General features: G+C 56.9%; 21 protein-coding genes. 11 read left to right on the forward strand and 10 right to left on the reverse strand.

All coding sequences use genetic code 11. The features are described 5' to 3' along the window. Positions 1-391 precede the first annotated feature (391 nt). From MTX78_RS17630 to MTX78_RS17640, 3 genes are all read left to right on the forward strand, one after another. Positions 392-1,186, forward strand: coding sequence for an HAD family hydrolase (locus tag MTX78_RS17630; protein ID WP_243797020.1), 795 nt, complete (start codon positions 392-394; stop codon positions 1,184-1,186). 18 nt (positions 1,187-1,204) lie between these two features. After that, a complete protein-coding gene (locus MTX78_RS17635) occupies positions 1,205-1,936 on the forward strand; it encodes a metal-dependent hydrolase (RefSeq protein WP_243797021.1) in 732 nt (243 codons plus the stop codon). Between the two features lie 224 nt (positions 1,937-2,160). Further along, entirely contained in the window at positions 2,161-2,448 is a 288-nt protein-coding gene (locus MTX78_RS17640) for a hypothetical protein (protein ID WP_243797022.1), read from the forward strand. Between the two features lie 219 nt (positions 2,449-2,667). On the opposite strand, the gene MTX78_RS17645 is transcribed toward MTX78_RS17640, so the two are convergent. Together MTX78_RS17645 and MTX78_RS17650 are read right to left on the reverse strand one after the other, a co-directional pair. Then, on the reverse strand, positions 2,668-3,075 hold the full coding sequence (locus tag MTX78_RS17645) for a DoxX family protein (RefSeq protein ID WP_243797024.1): 408 nt from the start codon (positions 3,073-3,075) through the stop codon (positions 2,668-2,670). 44 nt (positions 3,076-3,119) lie between these two features. Then, positions 3,120-3,608, reverse strand: a complete 489-nt coding sequence (locus tag MTX78_RS17650) for an ankyrin repeat domain-containing protein (RefSeq protein WP_243797025.1) — start codon at positions 3,606-3,608, stop codon at positions 3,120-3,122. Between the two features lie 415 nt (positions 3,609-4,023). Between MTX78_RS17650 and MTX78_RS17655 the strand changes: the two genes are divergently transcribed. Together MTX78_RS17655 and MTX78_RS17660 are read left to right on the forward strand one after the other, a co-directional pair. Then, positions 4,024-5,724: an FG-GAP-like repeat-containing protein gene (locus MTX78_RS17655; protein ID WP_243797027.1), complete on the forward strand. Its 1,701-nt coding sequence runs from the start codon at positions 4,024-4,026 to the stop codon at positions 5,722-5,724. A 139-nt stretch (positions 5,725-5,863) separates the two neighbouring features. Further along, a complete protein-coding gene (locus MTX78_RS17660; protein ID WP_243797028.1) occupies positions 5,864-6,652 on the forward strand; it encodes an SDR family NAD(P)-dependent oxidoreductase in 789 nt (262 codons plus the stop codon). Between the two features lie 85 nt (positions 6,653-6,737). Here MTX78_RS17660 and MTX78_RS17665 read toward each other — a convergent pair whose 3' ends face one another. Continuing rightward, positions 6,738-7,496: a J domain-containing protein gene (locus tag MTX78_RS17665; protein WP_243797030.1), complete on the reverse strand. Its 759-nt coding sequence runs from the start codon at positions 7,494-7,496 to the stop codon at positions 6,738-6,740. A gap of 265 nt (positions 7,497-7,761) precedes the next feature. Here MTX78_RS17665 and MTX78_RS17670 point away from each other — a divergent pair, with 265 nt between their 5' ends. Continuing rightward, positions 7,762-8,523 carry a serine aminopeptidase domain-containing protein gene (locus tag MTX78_RS17670; protein ID WP_243797032.1) on the forward strand — a complete coding sequence of 254 codons (762 nt, stop codon included), beginning with the start codon at positions 7,762-7,764 and terminating at the stop codon, positions 8,521-8,523. An 11-nt stretch (positions 8,524-8,534) separates the two neighbouring features. On the opposite strand, the gene MTX78_RS17675 is transcribed toward MTX78_RS17670, so the two are convergent. The 3 genes from MTX78_RS17675 to MTX78_RS17685 form a co-directional block, all read right to left on the reverse strand. Next, positions 8,535-9,701 carry a geranylgeranyl reductase family protein gene (locus tag MTX78_RS17675; protein ID WP_243797034.1) on the reverse strand — a complete coding sequence of 389 codons (1,167 nt, stop codon included), beginning with the start codon at positions 9,699-9,701 and terminating at the stop codon, positions 8,535-8,537. Positions 9,702-9,884: 183 nt separating this feature from the next. After that, the gene (locus MTX78_RS17680; protein ID WP_243797035.1) at positions 9,885-10,547 is read right to left on the reverse strand and encodes a DUF2461 domain-containing protein; all 663 of its coding nucleotides are present in this window, start codon (positions 10,545-10,547) and stop codon (positions 9,885-9,887) included. Between the two features lie 82 nt (positions 10,548-10,629). Further along, positions 10,630-11,022, reverse strand: coding sequence for a DUF4174 domain-containing protein (locus tag MTX78_RS17685; protein WP_243797037.1), 393 nt, complete (start codon positions 11,020-11,022; stop codon positions 10,630-10,632). A gap of 313 nt (positions 11,023-11,335) precedes the next feature. Here MTX78_RS17685 and MTX78_RS17690 point away from each other — a divergent pair, with 313 nt between their 5' ends. Further along, positions 11,336-11,986: a hypothetical protein gene (locus tag MTX78_RS17690; RefSeq protein ID WP_243797039.1), complete on the forward strand. Its 651-nt coding sequence runs from the start codon at positions 11,336-11,338 to the stop codon at positions 11,984-11,986. Between the two features lie 43 nt (positions 11,987-12,029). On the opposite strand, the gene MTX78_RS17695 is transcribed toward MTX78_RS17690, so the two are convergent. Beyond that, complete coding sequence (locus MTX78_RS17695) at positions 12,030-12,998, reverse strand: alpha/beta hydrolase (protein ID WP_243797040.1); 969 nt, start codon at positions 12,996-12,998, stop codon at positions 12,030-12,032. A gap of 249 nt (positions 12,999-13,247) precedes the next feature. On the opposite strand from MTX78_RS17695, the gene MTX78_RS17700 reads away from it, so the two are divergent. The 3 genes from MTX78_RS17700 (at position 13,248) to MTX78_RS17710 (ending at position 15,818) form a co-directional block, all read left to right on the forward strand. Continuing rightward, complete coding sequence (locus MTX78_RS17700; protein WP_243797042.1) at positions 13,248-14,012, forward strand: L,D-transpeptidase family protein; 765 nt, start codon at positions 13,248-13,250, stop codon at positions 14,010-14,012. 33 nt (positions 14,013-14,045) lie between these two features. Continuing rightward, positions 14,046-14,606, forward strand: a complete 561-nt coding sequence (locus MTX78_RS17705) for an NUDIX hydrolase (protein ID WP_243797043.1) — start codon at positions 14,046-14,048, stop codon at positions 14,604-14,606. Positions 14,607-14,720: 114 nt separating this feature from the next. Beyond that, positions 14,721-15,818, forward strand: coding sequence for a YncE family protein (locus tag MTX78_RS17710; RefSeq protein ID WP_243797045.1), 1,098 nt, complete (start codon positions 14,721-14,723; stop codon positions 15,816-15,818). A gap of 207 nt (positions 15,819-16,025) precedes the next feature. Here MTX78_RS17710 and MTX78_RS17715 read toward each other — a convergent pair whose 3' ends face one another. Continuing rightward, positions 16,026-17,441: a DUF5723 family protein gene (locus MTX78_RS17715; protein WP_243797047.1), complete on the reverse strand. Its 1,416-nt coding sequence runs from the start codon at positions 17,439-17,441 to the stop codon at positions 16,026-16,028. Positions 17,442-17,661: 220 nt separating this feature from the next. Beyond that, complete coding sequence (locus MTX78_RS17720) at positions 17,662-19,074, reverse strand: DUF5723 family protein (protein ID WP_243797048.1); 1,413 nt, start codon at positions 19,072-19,074, stop codon at positions 17,662-17,664. Positions 19,075-19,209: 135 nt separating this feature from the next. Between MTX78_RS17720 and meaB the strand changes: the two genes are divergently transcribed. Then, complete coding sequence (gene meaB / locus MTX78_RS17725; RefSeq protein ID WP_243797050.1) at positions 19,210-20,187, forward strand: methylmalonyl Co-A mutase-associated GTPase MeaB; 978 nt, start codon at positions 19,210-19,212, stop codon at positions 20,185-20,187. Positions 20,188-20,205: 18 nt separating this feature from the next. Here meaB and MTX78_RS17730 read toward each other — a convergent pair whose 3' ends face one another. Further along, complete coding sequence (locus MTX78_RS17730) at positions 20,206-22,812, reverse strand: DUF5916 domain-containing protein (protein WP_243797051.1); 2,607 nt, start codon at positions 22,810-22,812, stop codon at positions 20,206-20,208. Positions 22,813-23,172: the final 360 nt, after the last annotated feature.

Consider the following 23,172-nt stretch of genomic DNA (forward strand, 5'->3'; position numbering starts at 1 on the left):
GCAGTTGAAGTCTGTTTGAAGTGGTGTGCAGAACGTTGCGTTCTGTGTGCTCTCTTTCAAACCAAGTGCCGCACTCTGCCAGTTTCGGCCACGTTCTACCGAGCGCCGGTGCTAATCGACCAGTCAGCGGTTTTGTTCGACGATTTCGTGGAAAGCTATTCCGTTCGTAACGCAATACAACAGCCAGCCGACACCTCCGAAACAAAGCGCCTATGCTTCTCCAACCAGAACGACACGGACGTTAGCTGTTTTCCCGAGCCTGCACACCAGAGAACAATGGTTGTGGTCGAGGGTGGAAGTTAAGTGTAATCTTTGGGCTGCGTGGATGCTGTTGGCGTTTTGCCAATCTCTCTTCGTCTAGCTTGTACCCCCGCTCGAAAACCTGTCTTTCATGCCGTCCCAATTGGAGTTGTTGCCGCCCTTTGCTTACCCTACTACCATCCTCTTTGATTTGGATGACACGCTCTTCGACCACGCCAACACAGCCCGCGCAACCTTGGCTATGTCCACGGCCGGAATGGCCGAGTTTCAGGGCGTAGACTTAGAGGTGTTGTATCAGCAGTACAGCGAGATACTGGAAGAGATGCATCCGCAGGTGATGGCTGGCCTTTACACGCATGAAGACGCGCGCCGCCTACGCTTCCAACGGCTGCTGGCGCCGTACGGCCTGGGCACAACAGCTAGTGAAGCCGCCCACTTTGCGCAAAAACACTATCAACACTATCAGCACCTGCGCCGGCCAGTAGCCGGGGCTTTGCCGCTTTTAGAGGCCCTGAAACCGCACTACCAGATTGGCGTAGTCACCAACAACCGCACGTTGGAGCAACAGGAAAAGCTTCAGCAGCTGGGTATGGCGCATTTAATTGATGCACTTATCACGTCGGAAGATGTAGGCGTGCTCAAGCCTCATCCTCGCATCTACCACGTGGCCCTGGAACGGCTGCAAGCCACGGCCGCCGAAACCGTGATGGTGGGCGACAACTGGACGGCCGATGTGGTAGGCGCGCTGGAAGTAGGTATCCGGCCGCTTTGGCTGAACCGCTTCGGTGGCATCAAGCTGCTGCCCCAAGTAGAGGAAATTACCAGCTTGGAGCCTACGGCCGATGTGTTACTAAGCATAACGGGGCAGCAGCTAATAGCCTCCACCGGCCGTGTGGTGCGCAAGCCTTCTTCACCCGAGGCGTAATCCTTACCTAATCAACTTATGCTAAGCACACAGCTTCAGTTTCTTGGGCACGCCAGCTTCCGAATTACCACCCCCGAGGGCTACGTTTTATTGCTGGACCCCTGGCTAACCGGCAACCCTTACGTACCCGAGCCCCTACGCCAGCCTGCGCGCGCCGACCTTGTGCTGCTTACGCACGGCCACGACGACCACATGGACTCGGAACTGCCAACGCTCCTGGCTCAAACCGGCGCTACCATCGTGGCGCCCGCGCCCGTTCGGTTGTATCTGTACGGCCAGGGAGCGCCGCCCGCGCAGTGCGAACCCATGAACGTAGGTGGCAGCATCAATGTGCTTGGGCTGCGCCTGACCATGACTATCGCCCACCACAGTGCCCACGTTGAGTTACCGGGTGGCGCCACCGGGTTCCCGCACGAAGGCGTGGGATTTGTCTTACGGTTTTCTGACGGCACTGTGCTTTACGCCGCCGGCGACACAGCCCTGTTCGGCGACATGCGCCTGTTGGCCGACCTCTATCAGCCAACGGTTGCTATTCTGCCCATCGGTGACCGGTACACCATGGGGCCGCTGGAAGCTGCGCACGCGGCCCGCCTGCTGCGGGTGAAACACATAGTGCCGTTTCATTACGGCACGTTTCCTTCGTTGGTAGGCACCCCCGATCAGCTTCGCGCCCACCTTTCCCCCGCCGATGTCATTACGGTGCACCCGCTACTGGCAGGCGAAACCCTATCGTTAAGCGACTTGCCTTAGCTTTACTCGCCACCAGTATGCTAGGTGTGCGCTATAGGTACACGGCTACATCTGCGGAAGTGCCCACGGCGGCGGTGCCTTCTATGGCAGCGCAGTGAGAAGTAGAAGGCAACCGGTAAGGAGGTAGCAACGGAAAGTTTTTCCTTCACGCCCCGGAAAAAAGGCAGTGCTACATTTCTGTGGGTTACGTATCGAAAAGTGTTCCTTTCTAACCTCGCTTCCTGATGACTAGAGACACCTTTTCCACTGGCCCCTCGGGGGTGTACACCCAAATACAGCAAGACGGGCAATTCGTAACGGTTGTGAAACTGCAAGACGGCCTGCCCCACGCTACCCCAGAGCTTCGGCAGCAACTTATGCAGCAGCTGAACCTAACTCCCAACGACTTGCTGCTTGTGCTCCGCTCGGATGGCAGTGAGCCAGACCAAGGCACAGCGCAAGACCTATACGACCAATACCTCTCCACCAATACGGCCGCCGTGGCCGACGTCACCTGGCAACCTATTCCGTAGGCTTGTACACACACCTAGAGCAACAACAAGGGCCCAGCGTATTGCTGGGCCCTTATTGTTGCTCTAGATTGAGTTGCTACTTGCACTAGCTGGTTGTTCGTAGCCGCATCCTCGTCTTCTCAAAAAAGATTGGATGAGCATGACCGAAACAACGACGCTACTAGCAGAACGGAGCTGGTGAGCAGCCGTCAGAAGAGAGCTGGCAGCCTCTTGCGCGCTTTACACGGCTGGCACAGTGCGCCCACGGTGCAGCAGGCTGTCGATGCTCCAGATACCGGAGCCATGCGCCCAGATGTACAGGAACACGAAGCAGTAGATGACTGCGGGCTCACCTTTGTTGATAATAGGCAGCAGGCCACCGGGTGCGTGCGCCATGAAGTACGCAACAGCCATTGTACCACTGCTTATGAAAGCTGCCGGGCGCGTCAGAAAGCCTACTGCAATTAACAATCCCCCAATAAATTCGATGATACCGGCCACCCCCATCAGGGAAGCAAGCTCCACAGGAGGATTGTCGCCGGGCGCACCAAACAGCTTTTGACTACCGTGCATGGCAAACAATACGCCTATCACAATGCGCAGGAGGGCATACGTGTGCGGGGCGAAGCGAGAAACGGTGTCGTTCATAACCAGGGAGTGGTAAAGGGTTTACGTCAGTGAATACGCCCCGACTACTCTTGCGGGAGCAGTTGTAGCGCCACCTCGTTGCCTTGCTGAATAGCTAAGTCACGGGCCGTGAGGCCGCGTACATCGCGCAGGGTGGCATCAGCGCCGGCTTGCAGCAGCACGGGCACTATGTTGTGGCGCCCGAAAAGGGTGGCAAACATCAGGGCCGTGCCTTCGTTGCCGTTGCGGGCGTTGAGGTCAGCCCCGTGCTCGATAAGCAGTTCAGCAATTTCGGGGTAGCCTTTGAAGCTCACACCCATCAGGGCCGTGTTGCCGCTGGCGTCGTGCACGTTTGGGTTGGCGCCGGCTTCGAGCAGCAAGCGGGTGGCTTCAATGTGGCCGTCGTAGGCAGCAATGATGAGGGCCGTGAAGCCCTTGCCGTCCTGCGTGTTTACGTCGACGCCCTCAGCAAGCAATGCTTTCAGGGTGTCTACATTGCCTTTGCGGGCGGCGTCAAACAGTAGGTCTTCGGGACGGGAGGAAGTGAAATCCATAGAAAAGCGGAAGTAAGAAATATTCAATGAGTGCCTTCTATACGGCAGAAAGGTCATTCCAAGTTACTGTCTGTCATTAGCGCTGTTCCTAAGTAATAATAAAGCAATAGAGCGAGCAATTCAATGAGGTTTGGGACAAGCACGGAGCCCGCTGTACATATCTATTAGTATTTAATTGATATGATAGTTTATTTCAATATAGTATCTGGTTAAATTTCCAGCTAATTATATCTCACCTCAGTCAGCGAGCAGGCATTGCTTCTCTAGCAGTACAATCTCTTTTTGATTGCTAGTATAAGGAACACTAGTCTGCTTGCTTTGCTGAGGTTAGTTATCCGATGACTTGCACTTTGCTCTGCTCCATAGCTGGAATTAACTGGCTTTTGTGTGCATTATTTTTGTCAACCAATACTTTATGAAAAGCTTCTTTTTACTCGCCTTTATTAGCCTTACTCTGCCTGCCACTGCACAGACGGCTCCCACTGTAACTGGAAGTTCACCTGCCCGCAATGCTATTGCTGCGCCGCGTGCCTCAAATGTTGCCGTTACATTCTCACAAGCGTTAAGTAGCAATGCCTCTACTAGCCAAGGGGCACTTAAGCTATTTAGTAACCAGCGAGATGGTAAGCTGACTGGTACTACGGCTGTGAATAGTAATACTGTGTCATTTGATCCCAGGTTCAGCTTCAAACCAGGGGAAGTGGTGAGCGTAACGACAACGACAGCCATTCGGAACACAGCAGGACAGCAACTAGCACGGCCCTTTGTGTATCAGTTCACAGCTGCGGTGGCCGGCGGCACGGGTACGTTTGGCGGGGGAGCCGATGTAATGGTTGGAGGTGGGGCGGATTCTGTAATCCCAGCCGACGTGGATGGCGATGGTGACTTAGATCTGCTTACCCCATGCTTTTTCGACAATGCAGTGAGCGTTCGGTTTAACAACGGGCATGGTGTATACAATAACATAGGAACAGAAGTACCAGTCGGAACCGGACCGGAAGATTTAATAGTAGCAGACTTAGACGGCGACGGCGACTTGGATATAGTGACAGCTAATTACCGTGCTTACAGCGTTAGCGTCCGCTTCAATGCAGGGGATGGCACTTATGGCGGAGGCTCTGATTTTGTGGTAGGGCGGGCTACCTATAGCGTAACAACAGCAGACGTAGACGGTGACGGCGACCTAGACCTGCTAGCGGCTAATCCTAATAGTGGTACAGTTAGTGTCCGGCTCAATGATGGAGCTGGGTCGTTCAGTGGTCAATTGAATGTGTTGGTGGGAACTACCAACCAAAGTGTGGAGGCAGCAGATGTGGACAACGACGGCGACATAGATATTATATCGGCTGCTCTTGTAGATAACGAGGTTAATATTCGTTTGAACACTGGCCTAGGAACGTATAATGGAGGATCCAACGTAGCAGTAGGGAATTATCCCGCTGATCTTTGCACAGCAGATATAGACAATGATGGTGACTTGGACCTACTCACTGCCAACCAAACAGGTAACTCAGTTAGTGTACGGTTTAATAATGGGCAAGGGACGTTCAGTGGCGGCACCGATATTCCAGTGGGCGCCTACACGTCAGGCTTAGCTTTAGGTGATATAGATGGGGACGGCGACTTAGACCTGCTCACGGCAAACCTACAGAGTCCACAACTAAGTGTGCAGCTCAACAGCGGCACCGGTGTTTTCAGTGCTGCTCCTAACGTTCAAATTGGAAATAGCCCTAATAGCGTAGCTCTTGACGACATAGACAATGACGGTGACTTAGACTTGCTAACAACCACCGGTAACCGGGTCGTTACGCGCTTCAATGGGGGTAGCGGTCCGGCACTAGCTACCACTCCCACGTTGCTTCAATTGTTTGGAGTAGCCTATCCTAACCCTGCCCACGCTCGCACTATGGTTCAGGTATCTGCAGTTGCTGGTGCAACTCAAGCTAAGTTTACCTTAACAGATGCACTGGGGCGAATGGTCTATACCAGCACTGCACCGCTACCAACTAGCGGCCTAAGCCAAGAATTAGATTTAACTGGCTTGGCTCCAGGCTTATACGCGCTACGTGTGCAAGCCGGCCCAACCTATACAGTACGACAATTAGTGGTCGAGTAGTAGGTAAGCTTTACATCTTGCTAGGTAACTAGGTAGCCAACTTGTTGAATAATCCTCGAAAAGGAAAAAGAACACTGCTACCAGACAAATGCGCAGTTTGTGCGTTTAGCAGGTGGTTTACCATCATACCTGTACCCACATGGATTTGCAACTCACCAATAAAGTAGCATTAGTCACGGGCTCCACGGCCGGCATCGGGTTGGCTATTGCGCGCCGCTTGACCGCCGAAGGAGCCGAAGTTATCCTTACGGGCCGCACCGAAGCCCGCTTGCAGGAAGCCCAAGCCACTATTCTGGCCGAAACGCCCGGCGCCACCGTGCGCGGCGTAGCCGTTGACTTCAGCCGGTCTGAGCAAGTGGATTATCTGCTGATTCAAGTGCCCACTGTGGATATCCTTATCAACAACGTGGGCATTTTCGAGCCGAAGCCCTTCGCTGAAATTCCGGATGCAGACTGGCTGAAATTCTTCGAGGTGAACGTGCTGAGCGGCGTACGGCTTTCGCGGCAGTACTTCCCGCTGATGCTACAAAAGGATTGGGGCCGCATCCTGTTCATCTCCAGCGAATCGGCCCTCCAGATTCCCGAGGAAATGATTCACTACGGTACCACCAAAACGGCTCAACTGGCGGTAGCCCGTGGCTTGGCTGAGCTTACGAAGGGCACCAACGTCACCGTCAATTCGGTGCTGCCAGGCCCCACGGCCTCGGAAGGAGTCGAGGACTTTCTGCAAAAAATGTCAGCTGAAGGCAAAAGCAAAGAGGAAGCCGAGCGAGAGTTTTTCCAGAATGCCCGGCCTTCTTCCCTGCTCCAGCGCTTTGCCACCACCGACGAAGTAGCCAACATGGTGGTGTACCTCGCCAGCCCCCTGGCCTCCGCTACCAACGGCTCGTCTGTGCGGGTGGATGGTGGCACGGTGCGTAGTATTTAAGCTGTAGCAGCAACCAGGCTTTATCAGAAAGGCCGTTCATGCCCGAGCAATTGGGCATGAACGGCCTTTCTGCTATGATGAATACTTAGTACAGTATCAGCAGCACCACGGCCACTATCCACAGCAGCATACCAACCACGGCTGTGTTCACGCGCAATTCCGCTGGCCGCTTCGGCAGCACCCCTACCACGGCCACGCCTAGCAGCACCATGGGCAGCAGGGCCAACGGTCCGCTGTAGATGCCCCCACCATACGGCTCGAACGGAGCAGGGCCGTCGGGCGAGGTGGGAGAACTGACTTTACGCACTACGCGCAGCAAGGGCGTGCGCCATACCGTTACCCGTTGGCCTTCGCGGGCCCGGTGCGCAATGGCGCTCGGCAGCCGGAATTTGGTGTGCGGCGTGCTGATATCGTAAGCCATTTGGGGGTTGGACACTGAAGAGCCTATTGACACTATGGCCCGGGCAAGTACGAGTTCATGCGGGTACTCACGCAGAGGCAAAGCCCAGTCGAGCGCCAACAGCAGACAAAACGCAAGCAAGCCCCAGTTCACCCACCGGGCCTTGGGAGCGGCTTGCGCCAGTAGCACTTTGGTTGGGTCTGGCGGACGCTTGGGAGGCGCAAACGACTCGGGTTCCTGCTGCATCAGCCGGTCGTATGCCCAGCGCCGCCGCGGATCGGCCAGGATTTGATAGCCAGCGTACGCTGTTTGAAGCCGTTCGTTTAGTGCCGGATCCACGATAGCGCGCCGGTAGATACGGGCGTGCAACTGCCGATATGCCCGCTCAATTTCAGCAACGGACGCCGTATTCGCGACCCCCAAGACATAGTAATAATTCTGCATAAAGTGAAGCTATCCTTGCGAAGTCATAATATATATCGAACGGCGCTGAATAGCAATACTTTATTATGGCATTGCAATTTTCTCAGCCATACCCTTGAATTACTCTACTCAGCTATTGCTTGTATTGGTACGCCTAATTCATCTTACACACGCTTTACATACGGCTTAGCAAGTATTCTCGGCCGGAAGTAGCGTTCTTGGATTGTGGTACCTTACTATTCCAGCTGACACCTGCTTTATGAAGCGCACGCCTATACTTTGGGGGATGGTCCTGCTTGGAAGTGCTTGCGCCTCCACTCCTCAGTTGACGCAACTTTCCACCCCTTCCAGCCCAAAAGCCACAGCTCCATTCAGCGGTATCACAACCGACAGCCTACGGTTACAGGACCCTACCCGCAAACGTTTAGTTCCGGTAGTGACGTATGCGCCAGCCATTCCCCAAACCCATCAGCCGCGCCTTAAGGTAGCCTTGCTCAACCATGGGTACGGCGGCAAAAACACCGACTATTCTTTTATAGCCCGCAACTTGGTGGCGCACCACTACTTTGTGGCCAGCATTCAGCACGAGTTGCCCGGTGACGAACCCATAGCCAACACCGGCAACCTACTGGAAACGCGCAAACCACATTGGCAGCGTGGCGTTGAAAACATGCATTTTGTGCTAACGGAGCTACGACGCCGGCAGCCAGGGCTAGACTACCGTCACTTGCTGCTGGTAGGCCATTCCAACGGCGGCGACATGGTGATGCTCTTCGCGGCCGAGCACCCAGCCCAGGTGCAGCGGGTGGTGTCGTTGGATAACCGCCGGATGCCGTTGCCACGGACGCGGCGGCCACGGGTACTCTCTCTACGGTCCAGCGACCAGCTACCCGACAGCGGCGTGCTTCCTTCCCCAGCAGAGCAAGCGAAGCTAGGAACGCAAATCGTTTGGCTGCCGGCTACCCGGCACAACGATATGTGGGACGGCGCCACTCCCGCCCAGCAGCAGGAAATGAACGCCTACATTTCGCGCTTCTTGGAAAAGTAGCGTGCCAGCTACTACCCTATGGCCCGTATCAGTTGCCGACGCAGCCAGGGCCAGCGTGCTGCCCGCACTACTAGGTTCACTACCCACGCTTTGCCGGCCAGAAAACGCATTAGGCGGTAGCGCTGGGCTAGTTCCCGGCTTATATGTTGGCTTACCTGCCGAGCGTAGTCCGCCAGATACTCGGCATCGAAGCGCTGGGCGTTGAAACACCGTCCCACTTGGGCGGCGGCCAGGATGCCGCTTTGCACGGCCTTATCAATACCGTGGCCCTGGAGTGGGTCAATCAAAGCGGCGGCGTCGCCACACAGCAATAGGCGGGGGCCGTGCACCGGCCGGGCGCTACCTCCCAGCGGCAGGCCGAACCCCGTAATGGAAGACAACGCCACTGCCCCGGCGAAGCGCGGCGCCAAGTGCGGATGGGTGGCCAGCAACTCGCTCAGCTCTTGTTTTAGGTTGAGTCGGCGGGCGGTTATTTCTTCGGACAGTACGCCAAACCCAACGTTGTATACGCCGCCCCCAACCGGGAACACCCAGCAGTAGCCGGCACGGTATGCACGCAAGAAATAGAAATCGGAAGTGTTTTCGGGCGCATCGGCCACGCCTTTGTAGTAGGCGCGCACGGCGGCACAATGGTAGGCTCTATCGAGCGGAACATGCGGCGACAGCGCCCGAGCTACCACCGAATGCGCCCCGTCGCAGCCAATAACCAAGGCCGCCCGAAGCGGCGGCTGGCTGGTGCGCGTGGGCACGAGCGTGACGCCCTCCGCGTCGGTGCGCACGCTACGAATGGCGTAGTCTTCCAGCACGGTGGTAGCGGTGTGTTGGCGTACTAGGGTCAGCAAGGCGGCATCAAAATGCAGCCGCGGGCTATTGAACGCCGGATTGTGCCAGTTGATACGCAGTTCCTCACCGCTTGGGGCCAGCAAGCGGCTGTGCGTGGTAGGAGCTTGGTGCGCCGCCAGCAACGCTCGTAGCTGTGTGCTATACGTGGGGTCGAGGCGGGCAAGGTGCTTGAGCGTAGGGCTCGGAATAGCGTCGCCGCAGATTTTGTCGCGCGGAAAACGAGCTTTATCAATCAAGGCTACTCGTAGGCCACTGTGGCGCAACGCCAACGCACAGGCCGTGCCCGCTGGCCCGGCGCCCACAATAACAACGTCGTATTCATTGGTAACAGGCACAAACGAAAGTAAGGTGAAGCCGCCGCTTATAGAATGCGACCTGGCTCAGCACGAATGTAGCGCGGAAGCCACCGGAAATCTGTTCCGCAACAAGCAAGGCGAGTTCCTGCACGTTGGTGCAGCACCAGATACTAGCTTTATTCGTCACAGAACGAATTTCCGGTGGCTTCCGCGCTACGGTTCTTATCCTTCAATAGCCTCCTGCAAGTACTCACAGAAAGGCTGCATGGCGCGAAAAGCAGCGGGCACGTACGTATCGAGGTCGAGGTGCCGTGCCGTGGCATCTGGCACCTGATGGCTTACCACGAAGCTTTTATACTTCAGCAGCTCGATTTCGGGGTGGTCGACGGGATACCCGGTAGGGGCTTTTTTTAGCTTGTCGCCCCCCACTTCGGTGAAGTATTTCCGAAACCCGGGGGCTTGCAGCAGGCGGTGGAGCGCATCTCCGTTGTAGTCGATTTCCTGGCGGATACGCGCCAGCTGCTCTTTTTCGGGCTCATACAGCCCCCCGGCCAGCAAGGTCTGGCCGTTGGGCCCTAGCTGCACATAGTAGCCGGGCCCGTTACCAGACTTACCGCCGCCAGAAAAGTAAGCACTGAAATGGGTTTTGTAGGGCCGCTTGTCGCGCGAGAAGCGCACGTCGCGGTAGATGCGGAAGATGCACTTCTTGGGTTCTAGCCCCACCAGAGTGGAATCGTGAGTGGCTAGTTGCTTCAGCCAGCGCCCAACCGCGGCTTCAAACTCTAGTCGTAGCTGGTCGTAGGTGGCTTTGCGAGCCTGAAACCAGTCTCGGTCGTTGTGCTCACGGAGTTCGGTAAGGAAATCGAAGAGCAAAGGCGTATTCATAAGCAATAGTGCAGGAGAGCGGAAAAGCCCAGTCCGGGACTGGGCTGCGAGTATAAGTGAATCAGAGAGGACCTGGTTTTTACTACGGCTTACTTTTGCGCATTTCCTGCTGCCGCATCGGCATTACATCAATCGTTGAAAACAAAGAAGCTGGGGCCACGGGCTCGGTTTCGCGGCGCTTGGGGCCGCCGTCCTTCCCAATGAGCACCACCGTAAACGTGGTAGCTGGCACCCGAATGTTTTCCGACAGATAGTTCTTGTCGGCACTGGAAAGCTGGCTGAACACCACCTCATGCACCAGCAGGTCGCGGGCCTGAAGGTCGGCACGCGCGGGCGCTAACAACTGCCGTTGGCGCAACAGCGAAGCGTCGTCGGGACTAGGCGCACAGACTAGCAACACGCGTTTCTGCCAGCGGCTGGTTTTCATCAGCTTCGCCAACGAGGGGGCAGTACCGCCAGATTGTGCTTCTACCATAGGAGTGCATATAAGCAGGCCACCCAAAAGCAGCAGCCAGCGAATCGAGAAAAAACACATAATCGGACGGAGTAAGAAGACAGGCAGTTAACGAAGAATACTGCTCTTGAGGTCTATCTTTCTGTGGAGAAGCTCACACCGCCGCCTATTCTATCAAGAACCGAATACGAATAGCAAGCATACGCCGTTGAAAGCTAGCTTTATAGCACCGTCGCCCTTTTGGCCCCAACGAAGACACGCAGTGCTTGCAACCGTTGGCGGGTGCTGCTAGCTCCGCTTATTACTTGTACTCGTCTCTTTATACTATCTGCTTATGCATTTCGCTGCCATTATTACGAAAGCAAGCTGCGCAACTGGGGTAGCGTTAGTGGTTCATCTGTCCGCTGTGGCCCAAGGCTCGGACTCCACGGCTGCCACAGCAGCGGCCCGGCCCGCTGGCTCTGGCACCCTAGTTAAACTTGGCACCGGCTTAACCCCCGGCCTCGAGTACAACTCTTATTACCGTAGGCTTTTCGCTCCGTTAGTACTCGGCGCGGAGCACCACCTCACGCCGGCTGTTTCGGTGTTTGCCAATGCATTCGGCGGCTTCAACACAGGTCGGCGGCTGCGTTTCGCTGATGGTTCACGTTCCTCTATTATCGGTGAATACGGGTTCGATGCGGGCGGGCGCTACTACTACAATCAGGAGAAGCGTCGGCAGAAAAGCCGGGCCACTGGGCCGTTTGTGGGCAACTACGTCGGGCTGCACGCTACGGCCGTTTACAGCAACACCACTTACTATGCGCATCGGTATTCTTCTCTAACGGCTATATGGGGAATGCAACGCCGCATCGGCAAATACGGCTGGTTCGATGCGTACGCTGGCTTAGGAATCGGTTACGAACCTTACTTCAATTCCTCTGACCACTATGACCCTGTCCCGGAAGTAGGTATCAAGTTCAGCTTAGGCGGCCGTGTCAGGTAAGCGCTAGCACAGCAGGCGGGATTATAGTACAGCATTAGTCTCCCTATTGCGGCGGCAACACGGTGTCCAACCAGTCAAACACGGCTTGGTAAGCAGCCGTGCGGGCAGCCGGCGCCGAAAGAAACAAGTCGTGGATGCCGCCTTCAATGGCTTTCACGGTTACGTTGGGGCCGAGCCGCGGCCCTAGCTGCCGGATGTGCTGCACATCCAAGACAATATCGGCCCGCAGAAAGTCGTCGGACCACTTGCGGCTGTAGGCGGTGCGGTCGGAGTGCAGCACTAGCACGGGCATGGGCAGTTGTAGCCCGCGCCGCACCTGCCGGTGGCCGGCCCGGATAGCGCGCAACCAGCCAGCGTTGATGTGGAACACGCGGTTGGGTTTCCAGGCCAGGTCGTAGTCCCACTGCCCCCGGTAGGCCCGGTGCAAACTCTGGCCGTATGTGTCGGACAGGCTGGCTGGCAGTTTGAGGTCGGGCAGTAAGGCTCCTAGGCGCGTTACGAGCGGTACGCCAAGCTTCCGATACCACGGCTGAAACAAGTCGAAAAACGGACTATTCAGTACCAAGGCCGCCAGCCCGGCCTTTGGCCGAGCCTGAGCATAAAGCGAAACAATAAGGCCGCCCGTGGAATGGCCGCTAAGCACAAGCGTGGTGCTGCCCTCGGCCCGAACAACGGCTAGCGCAGCATCCAGATCCTCATAATATTCGGCGAGGTCACGCACGTTGTTGGGCCACTGGTGGCGGAGCAAGGCCCGCCCGTATTTGCGCAGGTCCAGGGCGTAGAACCGAAAGCCGTGCGCGGCATATTCGGCGGCGAGGTCGCGCTGGAAGAAGTAGTCGTTGAAGCCATGCACGTAGAGCACGGCCCGCGTGGTGGCGGGCGGGTGGCAATGCCGCACGAGCGTGGCCCGTACTTCGCCTTCATAATCAGGAGGCTGAGGCAAGTGGCACAGTTGAAAATCAGGGCCAAGCGGATCGGGCAGGTAGGTGTCAGGGGCTGGAGAAGAGGCCATGCTGCGAATACGGAAATAGCCGGAAAAATGGCTACGCGAAAAGACAACGCGCCTGCCGCTAGTGGACAAGACGCCTAGTGATGCTCATTGCTTTCTGTCAGCACCTAATGGCCACCATGCAGCGTCGAGCATTGACTTTTCCTTTTATATGAATTGCCAGATACTAAGCCTGGCTTTATAGTCGTTCAAGAGACAAAGCAAGTCTGCCTGCCCTGTGCACTACCTGCGGGCTTGCACTACTCTCTTCTCATGCGTCTTCTTGCCCTGCTGGCTGCGGCCCTGCTGCTGACTCTGTGTGCCCGCTCTGCATCACCCCTCACCCGGTCTTTCCCGGATCCAGACCCTGTTTTTCGCGCCCAACAACAGCAGTACCCGCGGGTGCGAGACGCCTACGCCACCCACGAAACCGAGCTGCACGCGCTGCTGCGCCGCCACGGCATTGCTGCAGGACGGTTGGAGCTTTATTCACGAGCCTTCAAGATTGGGCGCCGCCTAGAAGCCTGGGGCCGCGAGCAGGGTACGGGGGAGTTTGTGCTGTTGCGCACGTATCGGCTGGCGGGCACCTCGGGCACGCTCGGCCCCAAGCGCCAATCCGGCGACGGACAAATACCCGAAGGCTTCTATCACATCAACCGGTTCAACCCGGCCAGCACCTACCACCTCTCCCTGGGCCTCGACTACCCCAACGCCGCCGACTTGCGCCAGGCCGCACCCAACCCCGGCGGCGACATTTTCATTCACGGCTCCGACGTGACGGTGGGTTGCCTGCCTATCACTGATGCGGGCATCCGGGAGCTGTACGTGCTGGCCGTGGAGGCCCGCAGCACCGGCCAAACGGATATTGCCGTTCACATTTTCCCGTTTGAAATGACCGCCGCCAACCTGGCCCGCCGCGCCACCAGCCCGCACCACATGTTCTGGCTGGGTCTACTCCCTGGCTACCAGTATTTCGAAGAAACTCACCAGCTTCCTATCATGCGTGTGGATGCCGGGGGCGCGTACGCCGTGGAGTAGCCGTAGCTTTGCGCTACCGCTTAACTTGCTGCTATGCCTGCCCTCCTTACCCCCGACGATTTTCCTATTCCGAAAAACCTGCGCAACGCTGCCGTACTGGTGCCTGTTTTTCGCGACGCCGCCGGCGAGCTACACGTTGTGATGGTTCGGCGCAGTGGTTTCGGTATTCATGGCGGGGAGCTGGCTTTTCCTGGTGGCAAGCACGAGCCCACCGACGCCTCATTGCTGGCTACGGCGCTGCGTGAAGCCGAGGAAGAAGTGGGCTTAGCGGCCACCAACGTGGAAATACTAGCCACGCTGCCCACCGTAGACATACCCACGGGCTTCCGCGTTGCGCCTTTTCTGGGGAAGATCCGCCGGCCAGAGGTGTGGCAGTGGCAGCAGCGCGAAGTGGAAGAAGTGCTGGAGATTCCGCTGCGCCACCTCGCTGACCCTGCCCAGCACACCGAGGAAGACTGGCAGCTCCCTGGGTGGCCTGGCCCCCGCCGGGTGGCTTTTTACCGCATTGCAGGTGGCTACAAGCTATGGGGCGCGAGCTACCGCATCATCACGCCCCTGATTCCGCTGCTCCTCAACGGAGAGCTGGCGAGCTAGGAACAAGGCGGCAGGCATTCAGGTGGCAGAAGCAACACGTTTGGGCTCTTGCACGCACGGCTTCATCATATCTGGCACGAAATTACGTTAAGGTGCTGCTGTTATCTTTCCGACATGAAACGACTTCTTTTTCTGCTTCTCACACTTCTGCCTGCGGCTGCCTGGGCGCAGGGCGAACAAAGCATCTGGTATTTCGGGCAACAAGCCGGGCTGACTTTCCCGGTAGGCGGGGGCGCCCCCACGCCCTTGCTGAACAGCAAAATGACCACCTATGAGGGCTCGGCGGTAGCGACCAATGCGCAGGGCCAACTGCTGTTCTACACCAACGGGGAGAACATCTTCAACCGCCAGCACGCCCTCATGCCCAATGGCCGCGGCCTAACGGGCTCCAGCGCCAGCACCCAAAGTGCCCTCATCGTGCCGGACCCCGGCAGCGGCAATATCTTCTACGTGTTTACGGTGGGTGCCCAGGGCGGCAAGGAAGGCTTCCGCTACTCGGTAGTGGACATGACCCGCGACAATGGCCTCGGCGACGTCCCCCGCGCCAACCTGCTGCTCATCTCACCGGTAGCCGAAAAACTAACCGCCGTGCGCCACCAAAACGGCCGCGACGTGTGGGTGGTGGCGCATCGGTGGAACTCTAATGCCTTCGTGAGCTACCTCATTACCGCCGATGGCGTAGCCGGTAAACCCATCCTGAGCAACGTAGGGGGCATGCACGCCGGCCCCGGGCGTAATGCTATTGGCGCCATGAAGTTCTCGCCTGATGGCCGCAAGATAGCCGTGGCCGTGTGGCGCGAAGCCAACCGCTACGAGGTCTTCGATTTCGACCGCACCACGGGACAGGTGAAGAATCCGAAAGTGTTTTCGCCGTATCCTGAAGCGTACGGCATCGAGTTTTCGCCCGATGGCACCAAGCTCTACGGTTCCACCAACGGCGAAGGCGGCGGCCAGGCCCAGATCATCCAGTTTGACTTGAAAACAGGCAGCGCCACGGTTATCGGCAAATCAGCCAACCGCAAAGTGGGCCAGCTCCAACGTGCCCCCGATGGCAAGATCTACGTGGCTCGCGAAGACAACCCCTTCCTCGGCGTCATTCCCAACCCCAACGCCGATGGCACCGCTGCCAAATACGTGGACGACGGCCTGAAACTAGGCGGCCGCCGCAGCAAGCTCGGCCTCCCCAATTTCATCACCGAACCAGGCAAATAAGCACTGCGCTTGCCAGGTAGTAAAGCTGACTGTAAGGCTGTTCGGCACCCACCAGACTCCTTGTCAGGAAACGACATAAGGCACTCCGTCTTCCCAAAGAATTGCTTGTTACACGCAACACGCCCTTGCCGTTCGAATGGCAAGGGCGTGTTGCATTTGAGGCTTGCGCAGTTAAAGAAAGGGCAATTCTACCGCCGGTCATCTAAGCTACTCTCGGGTGCCTTTGCCTATTTTGAGCCGCAGAAAGCCCATGGCTAGAGAGCCGTAAGGATTTTTGTCGTCGGTGAGGATGCCGCGCAGGTCGCGGGTGCTGAAGCCTAGCTCGTAGGCGTTGGAGGCAATGGCAAAGCCCACTGGGAAACCGGTGCCGTAGCCACCGCCCGAGCTGATGCCTGTGCTCAGCCGAATCCACTTTAGGGGCTTCACATCGATACCCAGCCCGTAAAAGGTGTCCGGCAGGTTGCCGGCTACGTTGTTCATCGGCTGCGTTACATCAAAGCCCACTTCCAAGCGGGTGCCCACTTTGAGGCCAACCCCAGCGCGGAACTTGGTGGGCAGATTGGCGCTCTGCTTCTGTGCGGGCTTGTACTGCAGCAAACTATCGGTGCCGTTGGCAAAGAGGTCGGCTAGCTCCGTCACGAACTCGTAGCTATTCACGCCGTTGGAGCGGAGGCGCCGCAGCTTCTGATCGTTGGCTACCAGTAGGTTACCTTCCCAGGTCATCGTACCAATGTCGGTTACCGATACGCCCGCACGAACCATCTTGCCTATTTCGGCAGCCAAACCCAGGTCGAAGCCATTGCCTTTTCCCACGGGTTGCAGCAGCTTGTCGTTGTCTTGCTGGCGGTTGAAGGAGGGGTTGTTGGTGATGAGCTTGCCGTAATCCACATCAAACTTCGGCGAAAGGGCACTGTAAGCTTCCAGCTTGCCGTTTTCCGACCGAATATCCACTACTCCCAACCCCTGAATGTAGCGGTAGCCAACGCCTCCGGAAAGCTTGAGGCCAGGCAAACTCAGGACGTTACGCCCGTAGGCAATGTTGTATTCGTTGTAGGCGGCCAACTGCACAGCCGTGCCATCCATCACCTCTGAAATAAGCGGGGCGGTAGCAGGGTTGAAGTTGGCAGGGTAAATAGGGGCGTCTTTGCCCAGGAACAGCAGTTCCGCCGTGTTTTTGTTGAGGGCCAGGTGGCCAGTCACGCGTTGCCGCATGTTGAACGCGAAGCTCCCTACCACTGGCAGCACCACCGACAAGGCAACGGAAGTCGCATCCACACTCAGGTTGAGCGTATTGTCGGAAGTGAACGCGCGGGCCAGCTCCAGCTTTTCGGAGCGGGTCAGGTCTTCGCCGGCGCGTCTCACAAAGTTCTCTAGCTGCGGCCGGGTCAAGGACTGCGACCCTACGCCGATACCAAACTCCCCAATGGTCAGCGCAACCCGCGCGTTGCCGCTTCGGCCCAAATTGGCCGGGTTGATGCCAATGGCTTGGTAGTCGGTTACGAACGTGTTGGAGACTCCGCCCCGGGCTACATTCGAGAAATTGCTTAAATCAGTCTGAGCTTGAACGGCTCTGCCTGAAGCACATAAAGCAAGAAAAAAGAGAAAGGGAGTAGAAATTCTCATAGGACAGAGCAAGGAAATTTTATGACTAAAAGGATAGCAAATAGAGGTATATATATACACCTCTACAATACCTAGTTCTAGGTATTTTTCGCGCTTCCAGCCCCCTACCGCCTCGCTTGTGAGAGAGATGTAAGCAGAAAGAGACCCGGCTGCATTTGTCGCAACCGGGTCTCTTTCTGATTAGCCTTTCCGCCTTGTTCTTGTGCCCTTGCAAATGAACTTACTGCGTTTTACCTCCGAATTTGAACCGCAAAAAACCGGTTGCCAACGACACGTACGGGTTTTTGTTGCTCAACGCCCCCGGCAAGTCGCGGGTACTAATACCTCCCTCATATACACTGGTAGACACGGTGATACCCAGCGGCACGCTTAGCCCGTAGCCGGCACCACCCGTCAGGCCGCTACTCAGCCGCAGCCAGCTCAAGGGCTTGTAATCAATGCCAGCTCCTACGAAGGGCGAAACCAGGTTACCGGCTACGTTATTGAGGGGCAATGTCACGTCGAGCCCGGTTTCCAAGAACTCACTGATGCGCACTCCCGCCCCGAGCCGCATCTTGGCAGGTAGGTTGGCCCGCCGATCCTGGCCGGTTTGGTACTGAAACAAACTGTCGGTACCGGAGGCAAAGATTTCCGCCGCCTCCTTGAAGAAGTCGTAGCTGCCTACCCCTGCCGATTTCAGCTTTTTCAACTTCTGATCGTTGGCAGTGAGCAGGTTGCCTTCCCAAGTCATGTTGCCGATATCCGTAACGGCTGCCCCCAGCCGCACCACTTTGCCTACTTCCGCAGCCAAGCCCAGGTCGAAACCGTGGCCCTTGCCTACGGGTTGGAGGCCATTGGTACGAGTCTCGAAGTTGAAGTTCGGATTGCTAGCCAGGGTGCCGTAGTCGATGTTGAACACCGCCGACAAAGAGCTGTACGCCTGTAAGTCGCCGGGCTTCACGCGTACGTCTACAATGCCCACGCCCTGAACGTAGCGGTAGCCAGCTCCTGCCGACAGTTGGAACAAGGGCAGATCCACAATGCGTCTTCCCCAGGCAATATTGAACTCATTCAGGGCCGAAAACTGAAACTGCGTGCCGTCGAGCGCCTCTGACACTAGGGGAATGTTTGTAGCACTGGCCGAGGTATAAATGGGCGCTTCGCTTCCCAAAAACAGCAGTTCCGCCGCGTTCTTGTTCAGCTCCACGTGGCCCGACGACCGCAGCCGGTTGCTAATGGCAATGCCGCCCAGCGCTGGTATCTGCACGGCCAAACCCAGCGTGGTTACGTCGGCTTGCAAGTTCAGGGCGTTGTCGGAGGTGAAAGCAGTGGCTAGCTCCTGCTTGTCGGCAGCGGACAACTCTTCGTTGGTGTTGTAGATGAACTTGCGCAGCTGGTTGCGCGTGAGCGACTTGGAACCAAGCCCCGCCCCTACTTCGCCAATGGTAAATGCTACGCGGGCACCGCCCACGCGGCCCAGGTTGGCCGGGTTGATGCCAATGGCCTGGTAGTCGTTGGCGAAGGTGGTGGCCACGCCCCCGCGGCCAGTGGCCGTGAAGTTGCTTAGCTCACTTTGGGCGTGCCCAGAAAAGGAAGTTCCCAGCAGAGCAGCAGTCAGCAGAGCGTAGAAGTTGTTGTTCATAGCGGTGGTCATTTGCGTAGAGGACAGAATAAGTTGAAGAACAACCTATTTCTTCAAATGTACTATATGGGCTAGCTTGCAGGCGCAATACGTTGTTGCCAGCGTTTTTATTGCTTGTGCTAGCTGTTCCCTGTCCTCCGCGTCTTGATGGCCAAACGCTTTTCTGTTTCCGAGTACACCGATGGCGTCCTGAGTGGCAACCGCGTCATGCTGAGCCGCGCCATTACGCTGGTGGAAAGCACGCTCCCCTCCGACCAAGCACTGGCGCAGCAGGTGCTGAACAATGTGCTGCCGCACGCGGGTCGTTCCATACGGCTGGGTATCACGGGCGTGCCGGGTGTGGGCAAAAGCACGTTCATTGAAGCCCTGGGCCTGCATCTGGTTGATGCGCACGGGCACCGCCTAGCCGTTCTGGCCGTAGACCCCAGCAGCCAACGCAGCGGCGGCAGCATCCTCGGCGACAAAACCCGTATGAATCTGTTGGCTGCGCACCCACAGGCATTTATCCGTCCTTCTCCTGCCGGGCGCAGCCTGGGGGGCGTTACGCGGGCTACCCGTGAAGCTATGGCGCTTTGCGAAGCGGCCGGCCACGATGTTATTTTTGTGGAGACGGTAGGCGTAGGGCAAAGCGAAACCGCCGTGCACGGCATGGTCGACTTCTTTCTGCTGCTGATGCTAGCCGGAGCCGGCGACGAGCTGCAAGGCATCAAGAAAGGCATTATGGAAATGGCCGACGCAGTTACCATCACCAAAGCCGACGGCGACAACGAATTGCCCTCACGCCGGGCCCGCCGCGAGTACCAAAATGCCCTCCACCTTTTCCCGCTGGCCCCTAGCGCCTGGTCGCCTCTCGTCACTACTAGTTCGGCGCTCACCGGCGCTGGCGTGCCCGAGGTCTGGGAGATTGTGCAGAAGTACGTGCAGCAAACCCAAGCCAGCGGCTATTTCCAGCGGCGTCGCCAAGAGCAAAACCTGCACTGGCTCCACGAAACCATTCGCGAAACGCTGGAAACCCGCTTCTTTGCCCGCCCCGAGGTAAAGCAGCAGCTCTCCACAGTGCAGCAGCGCGTGTTGGCCGGCCAACAGTCGGCCTTTAGCGCCGCTTCAGAACTGTTGGGCTTGTAGCCCGAAAATCAGCGCGGTCTAGCCTCTCTTCGGCCGGACTGCTAGGTAGTCGAGGTAATATAGCACCTTGATGGACACCGAGTTGTTGTGCGGCGTGTTGATGGTGTTGCTGAGGTTGTTGAAGTAAAGCGGCGTTGCCTCGTTGCCCGACCGGTAGTCGTAGTCGGGGTTGTTGGCATTTTTCCAGACCACGCTGATCTGCGAGCCGGGCGCAAACCACCACGAGTACACGGCGTCGATGTTGAAGGCGTTGTAGGTGTTGTCGCGGTTGCGGCGGTAGTCCACTAGCTCTTCCTGGCCGCCGGGCGAGAGACGAGCGAAGTCCTGGTAGCGCACGTTGCTGGTATAGTGCCGGGTGCGGAACGTGAACGACATGCGGTTGGAGAAGGTATAAGCCATCGACAGCACGTTGGACACCGTGACGACGTTTCGACGGCCCAAGATTACTTGCCCCACAAACTCTTGATCGAGCGGCTCGTCCTCGTCCATGCCCCCGTTCACGTAGCCAATCTGGTTTTGCTTGTAGTCCCACTCGATGTTGTAGCGGAAGTTAAGCTTGTTGTTGACGCGGTAGCGCGGCGACACCGCAAGGCCGTAGCCCATCCGACGCGGGCGCTGCAGCCGGTCGTCCTCCGCGTAGGTGCGGATACCGCCGTTCACGTCCCAAGCTAGCTTCTTCCGGTAGTCCGTCGACATAAATCCACCCACGTTGGCGCTGCTTGGCACACGTACATAATACTCGCCGAGTGGAAATACCCGCGGCTCGTAGAAGTCGTTTTTCGTGGGGTCGATATTCACATTGAAGCCAGTGGTGATAAAGCTCTTAGTGAACGTAGTTTGCATGCCCCCCGCAATACTAACATCCTGGTAACGCGTGGGCTTATAGAGCAACGACTGGGTAATTTCGCTCCAGGTATAGAGGTTGTTTACCTTCCAAAACGGCTTGTACTTGTTGTAATTGACGTAGATGTTCTGGGAGATGTTGTTGTTGCCGAATAAGATACCCAAGTCGTTGGGGTTGTAGCGGTCGGACTCGATGCCGTGGTTAAAGCCCCACGTAAGCGCCCCGCTGATTTTGCCGAAGCCTATCTGGTACTTGTAGCCATTTTGGTCGTTGATTTCCTCTTCCGAACCGAACACATTGCCGCGGCGGCGCGAGTACACGATGCGGCCATCTAGCGCGTAGGAGTTCTTTTTATTGGCAAAACGAAACAAGCCACCCGTTACGTTGGCATCATAGGTGCTGCCAGCGCGCGTCACGTTGGTGTTGATGAGCGAAACGTAGGAGTTGTTTTTCAGGCTCTGGTCGAGGACTGCGATGCTGTAATTGCTGAACGGCTGCGTTTTCACGGAGCGCTCCTCCCCCGATTCGTTGTTGCGGATGGTGGCGTACACGTCATTGCTGACGGCGTTGAAAAGTCCTACGCCCAGGCCTTTGCTGGTACGCCCCGATACTTTGGTGGCGTTCAGCAAGCGCGTTTCGGCAGGGTTTTTCACCAGCTTTTCATTGGACCCTACTTCCACGTCATAGAAGCCAATGGGTGTGGCTCCCACTCGCCGCGAGTAAAACAGGTTGCCTTTGTTGAAGAGCTCGGTGCCTTCAGTGAAGAATTGGCGGTTTTCGTTGAACTGCACCTCGAACGGCGAGAGGTTTAGCACTTGGTTGTCGCTCTGCACCTGCCCGAAATCAGGCACCAGCGTGGCATCCAGCGTGAAGCTCTCATTGATACCCCACTTCACGTCGGCGCCCCCATTGAAGCTGTTGGTGGTACGGCGCGTGCCTTCCGCGTTCAACGGGTTGTGGTTGACGTAGGTTGACACGTAGGGCGTAAGCGAAAGGCGCAACGGCGGCTTGATGTCGCGAATACCTTTCAGCTCGCCCCACTGGTTCACAAACCCGTCTACGGCCGGCTTCACTTCGTTCCAAAAGAACGCCTGGTTTTCGCGCTTGCGCTGCCGCATAAAGTTGAGGCCCCATTGCTGCTCCACGTTTTTGCTGAAGCGAATGGCCGAGTACGGAATGCGCATTTCCGCCACCCAATCGGTGCCTTTAAGGGCTGTGCGAGACTCCCACACCGCATTCCAGGCAAAATCTTCCCCGCCAGCCGGCGAGTAGCGGCAATCCATCTGCACACCGCCCGTTGTCACGAAAAAGCCATAGCCGTTGAGTTTGTCGCTGTACGTGTCCAGGAAAATGCCGATGAAATCGGTGTTGCCGAAGTCGTCGCGTGGCGTTAGTTCTCGCGGAATGGAATCGGCGTGCACATCGTGCATAATAGCCCCAACGTAGATGTTGGCGTCATCGTAGAGGATGCGCACTTCCGTGGGGTGCTTTTCGTGTGGGCCAGGATTGGGGCGGTTCTGAATGAAATCGGTGGCGGTGGGGGCCTGCTGCCAAATGGCTTCGTCCAGCAAGCCGTCCAGCTTGATAGCGTCGGTGATGCGCACGGCCTGTAGCTGACGCTTGGGAGCTGGCACTTTGGCATCGGTAGCAACGGCCGAGGGAGTGGCACTAGGTTGCTGTTGCGCAGTGGCAGAACCAGCTAGCAGCACCGTGCTCAGCCAGAAGAACAAGACAAAGCGGTAGCTGATCACGACGGAAGGGCGGGATAGAAATGGGTTCAAACAGGAAGGAACTTAACGTATGCCTAGGTGCGGCCGCAAGGAAGATTCAACGGTCTGGGGGCACTGTTGGCAGAGAAACATGGGCTAAAAAAGACCTGATTTAGATACTGGTTCGGTACTACGTCCTTGACAAACGGTACGCCACCCAACTCCGTCACGCACCATAGCTGCATTAGCGTTTTCAAGTATATGAAGCTATAGATGCTCTTCGGCGCTTAACCGTTGCTTGACCTATCTATTTTCTTGTCGAGCCGTGGTTCAGGAGTTGGCTGGAAACCTATTGTAGCCGTGAATACCGCCGTAGAGGTCAGACGTTACAACAATTTCAAAATTTATTTTCAACTCGTACTTGCCCGATAA

This window comes from Hymenobacter tibetensis (genome assembly GCF_022827545.1).
GTDB lineage: Bacteria > Bacteroidota > Bacteroidia > Cytophagales > Hymenobacteraceae > Hymenobacter > Hymenobacter tibetensis.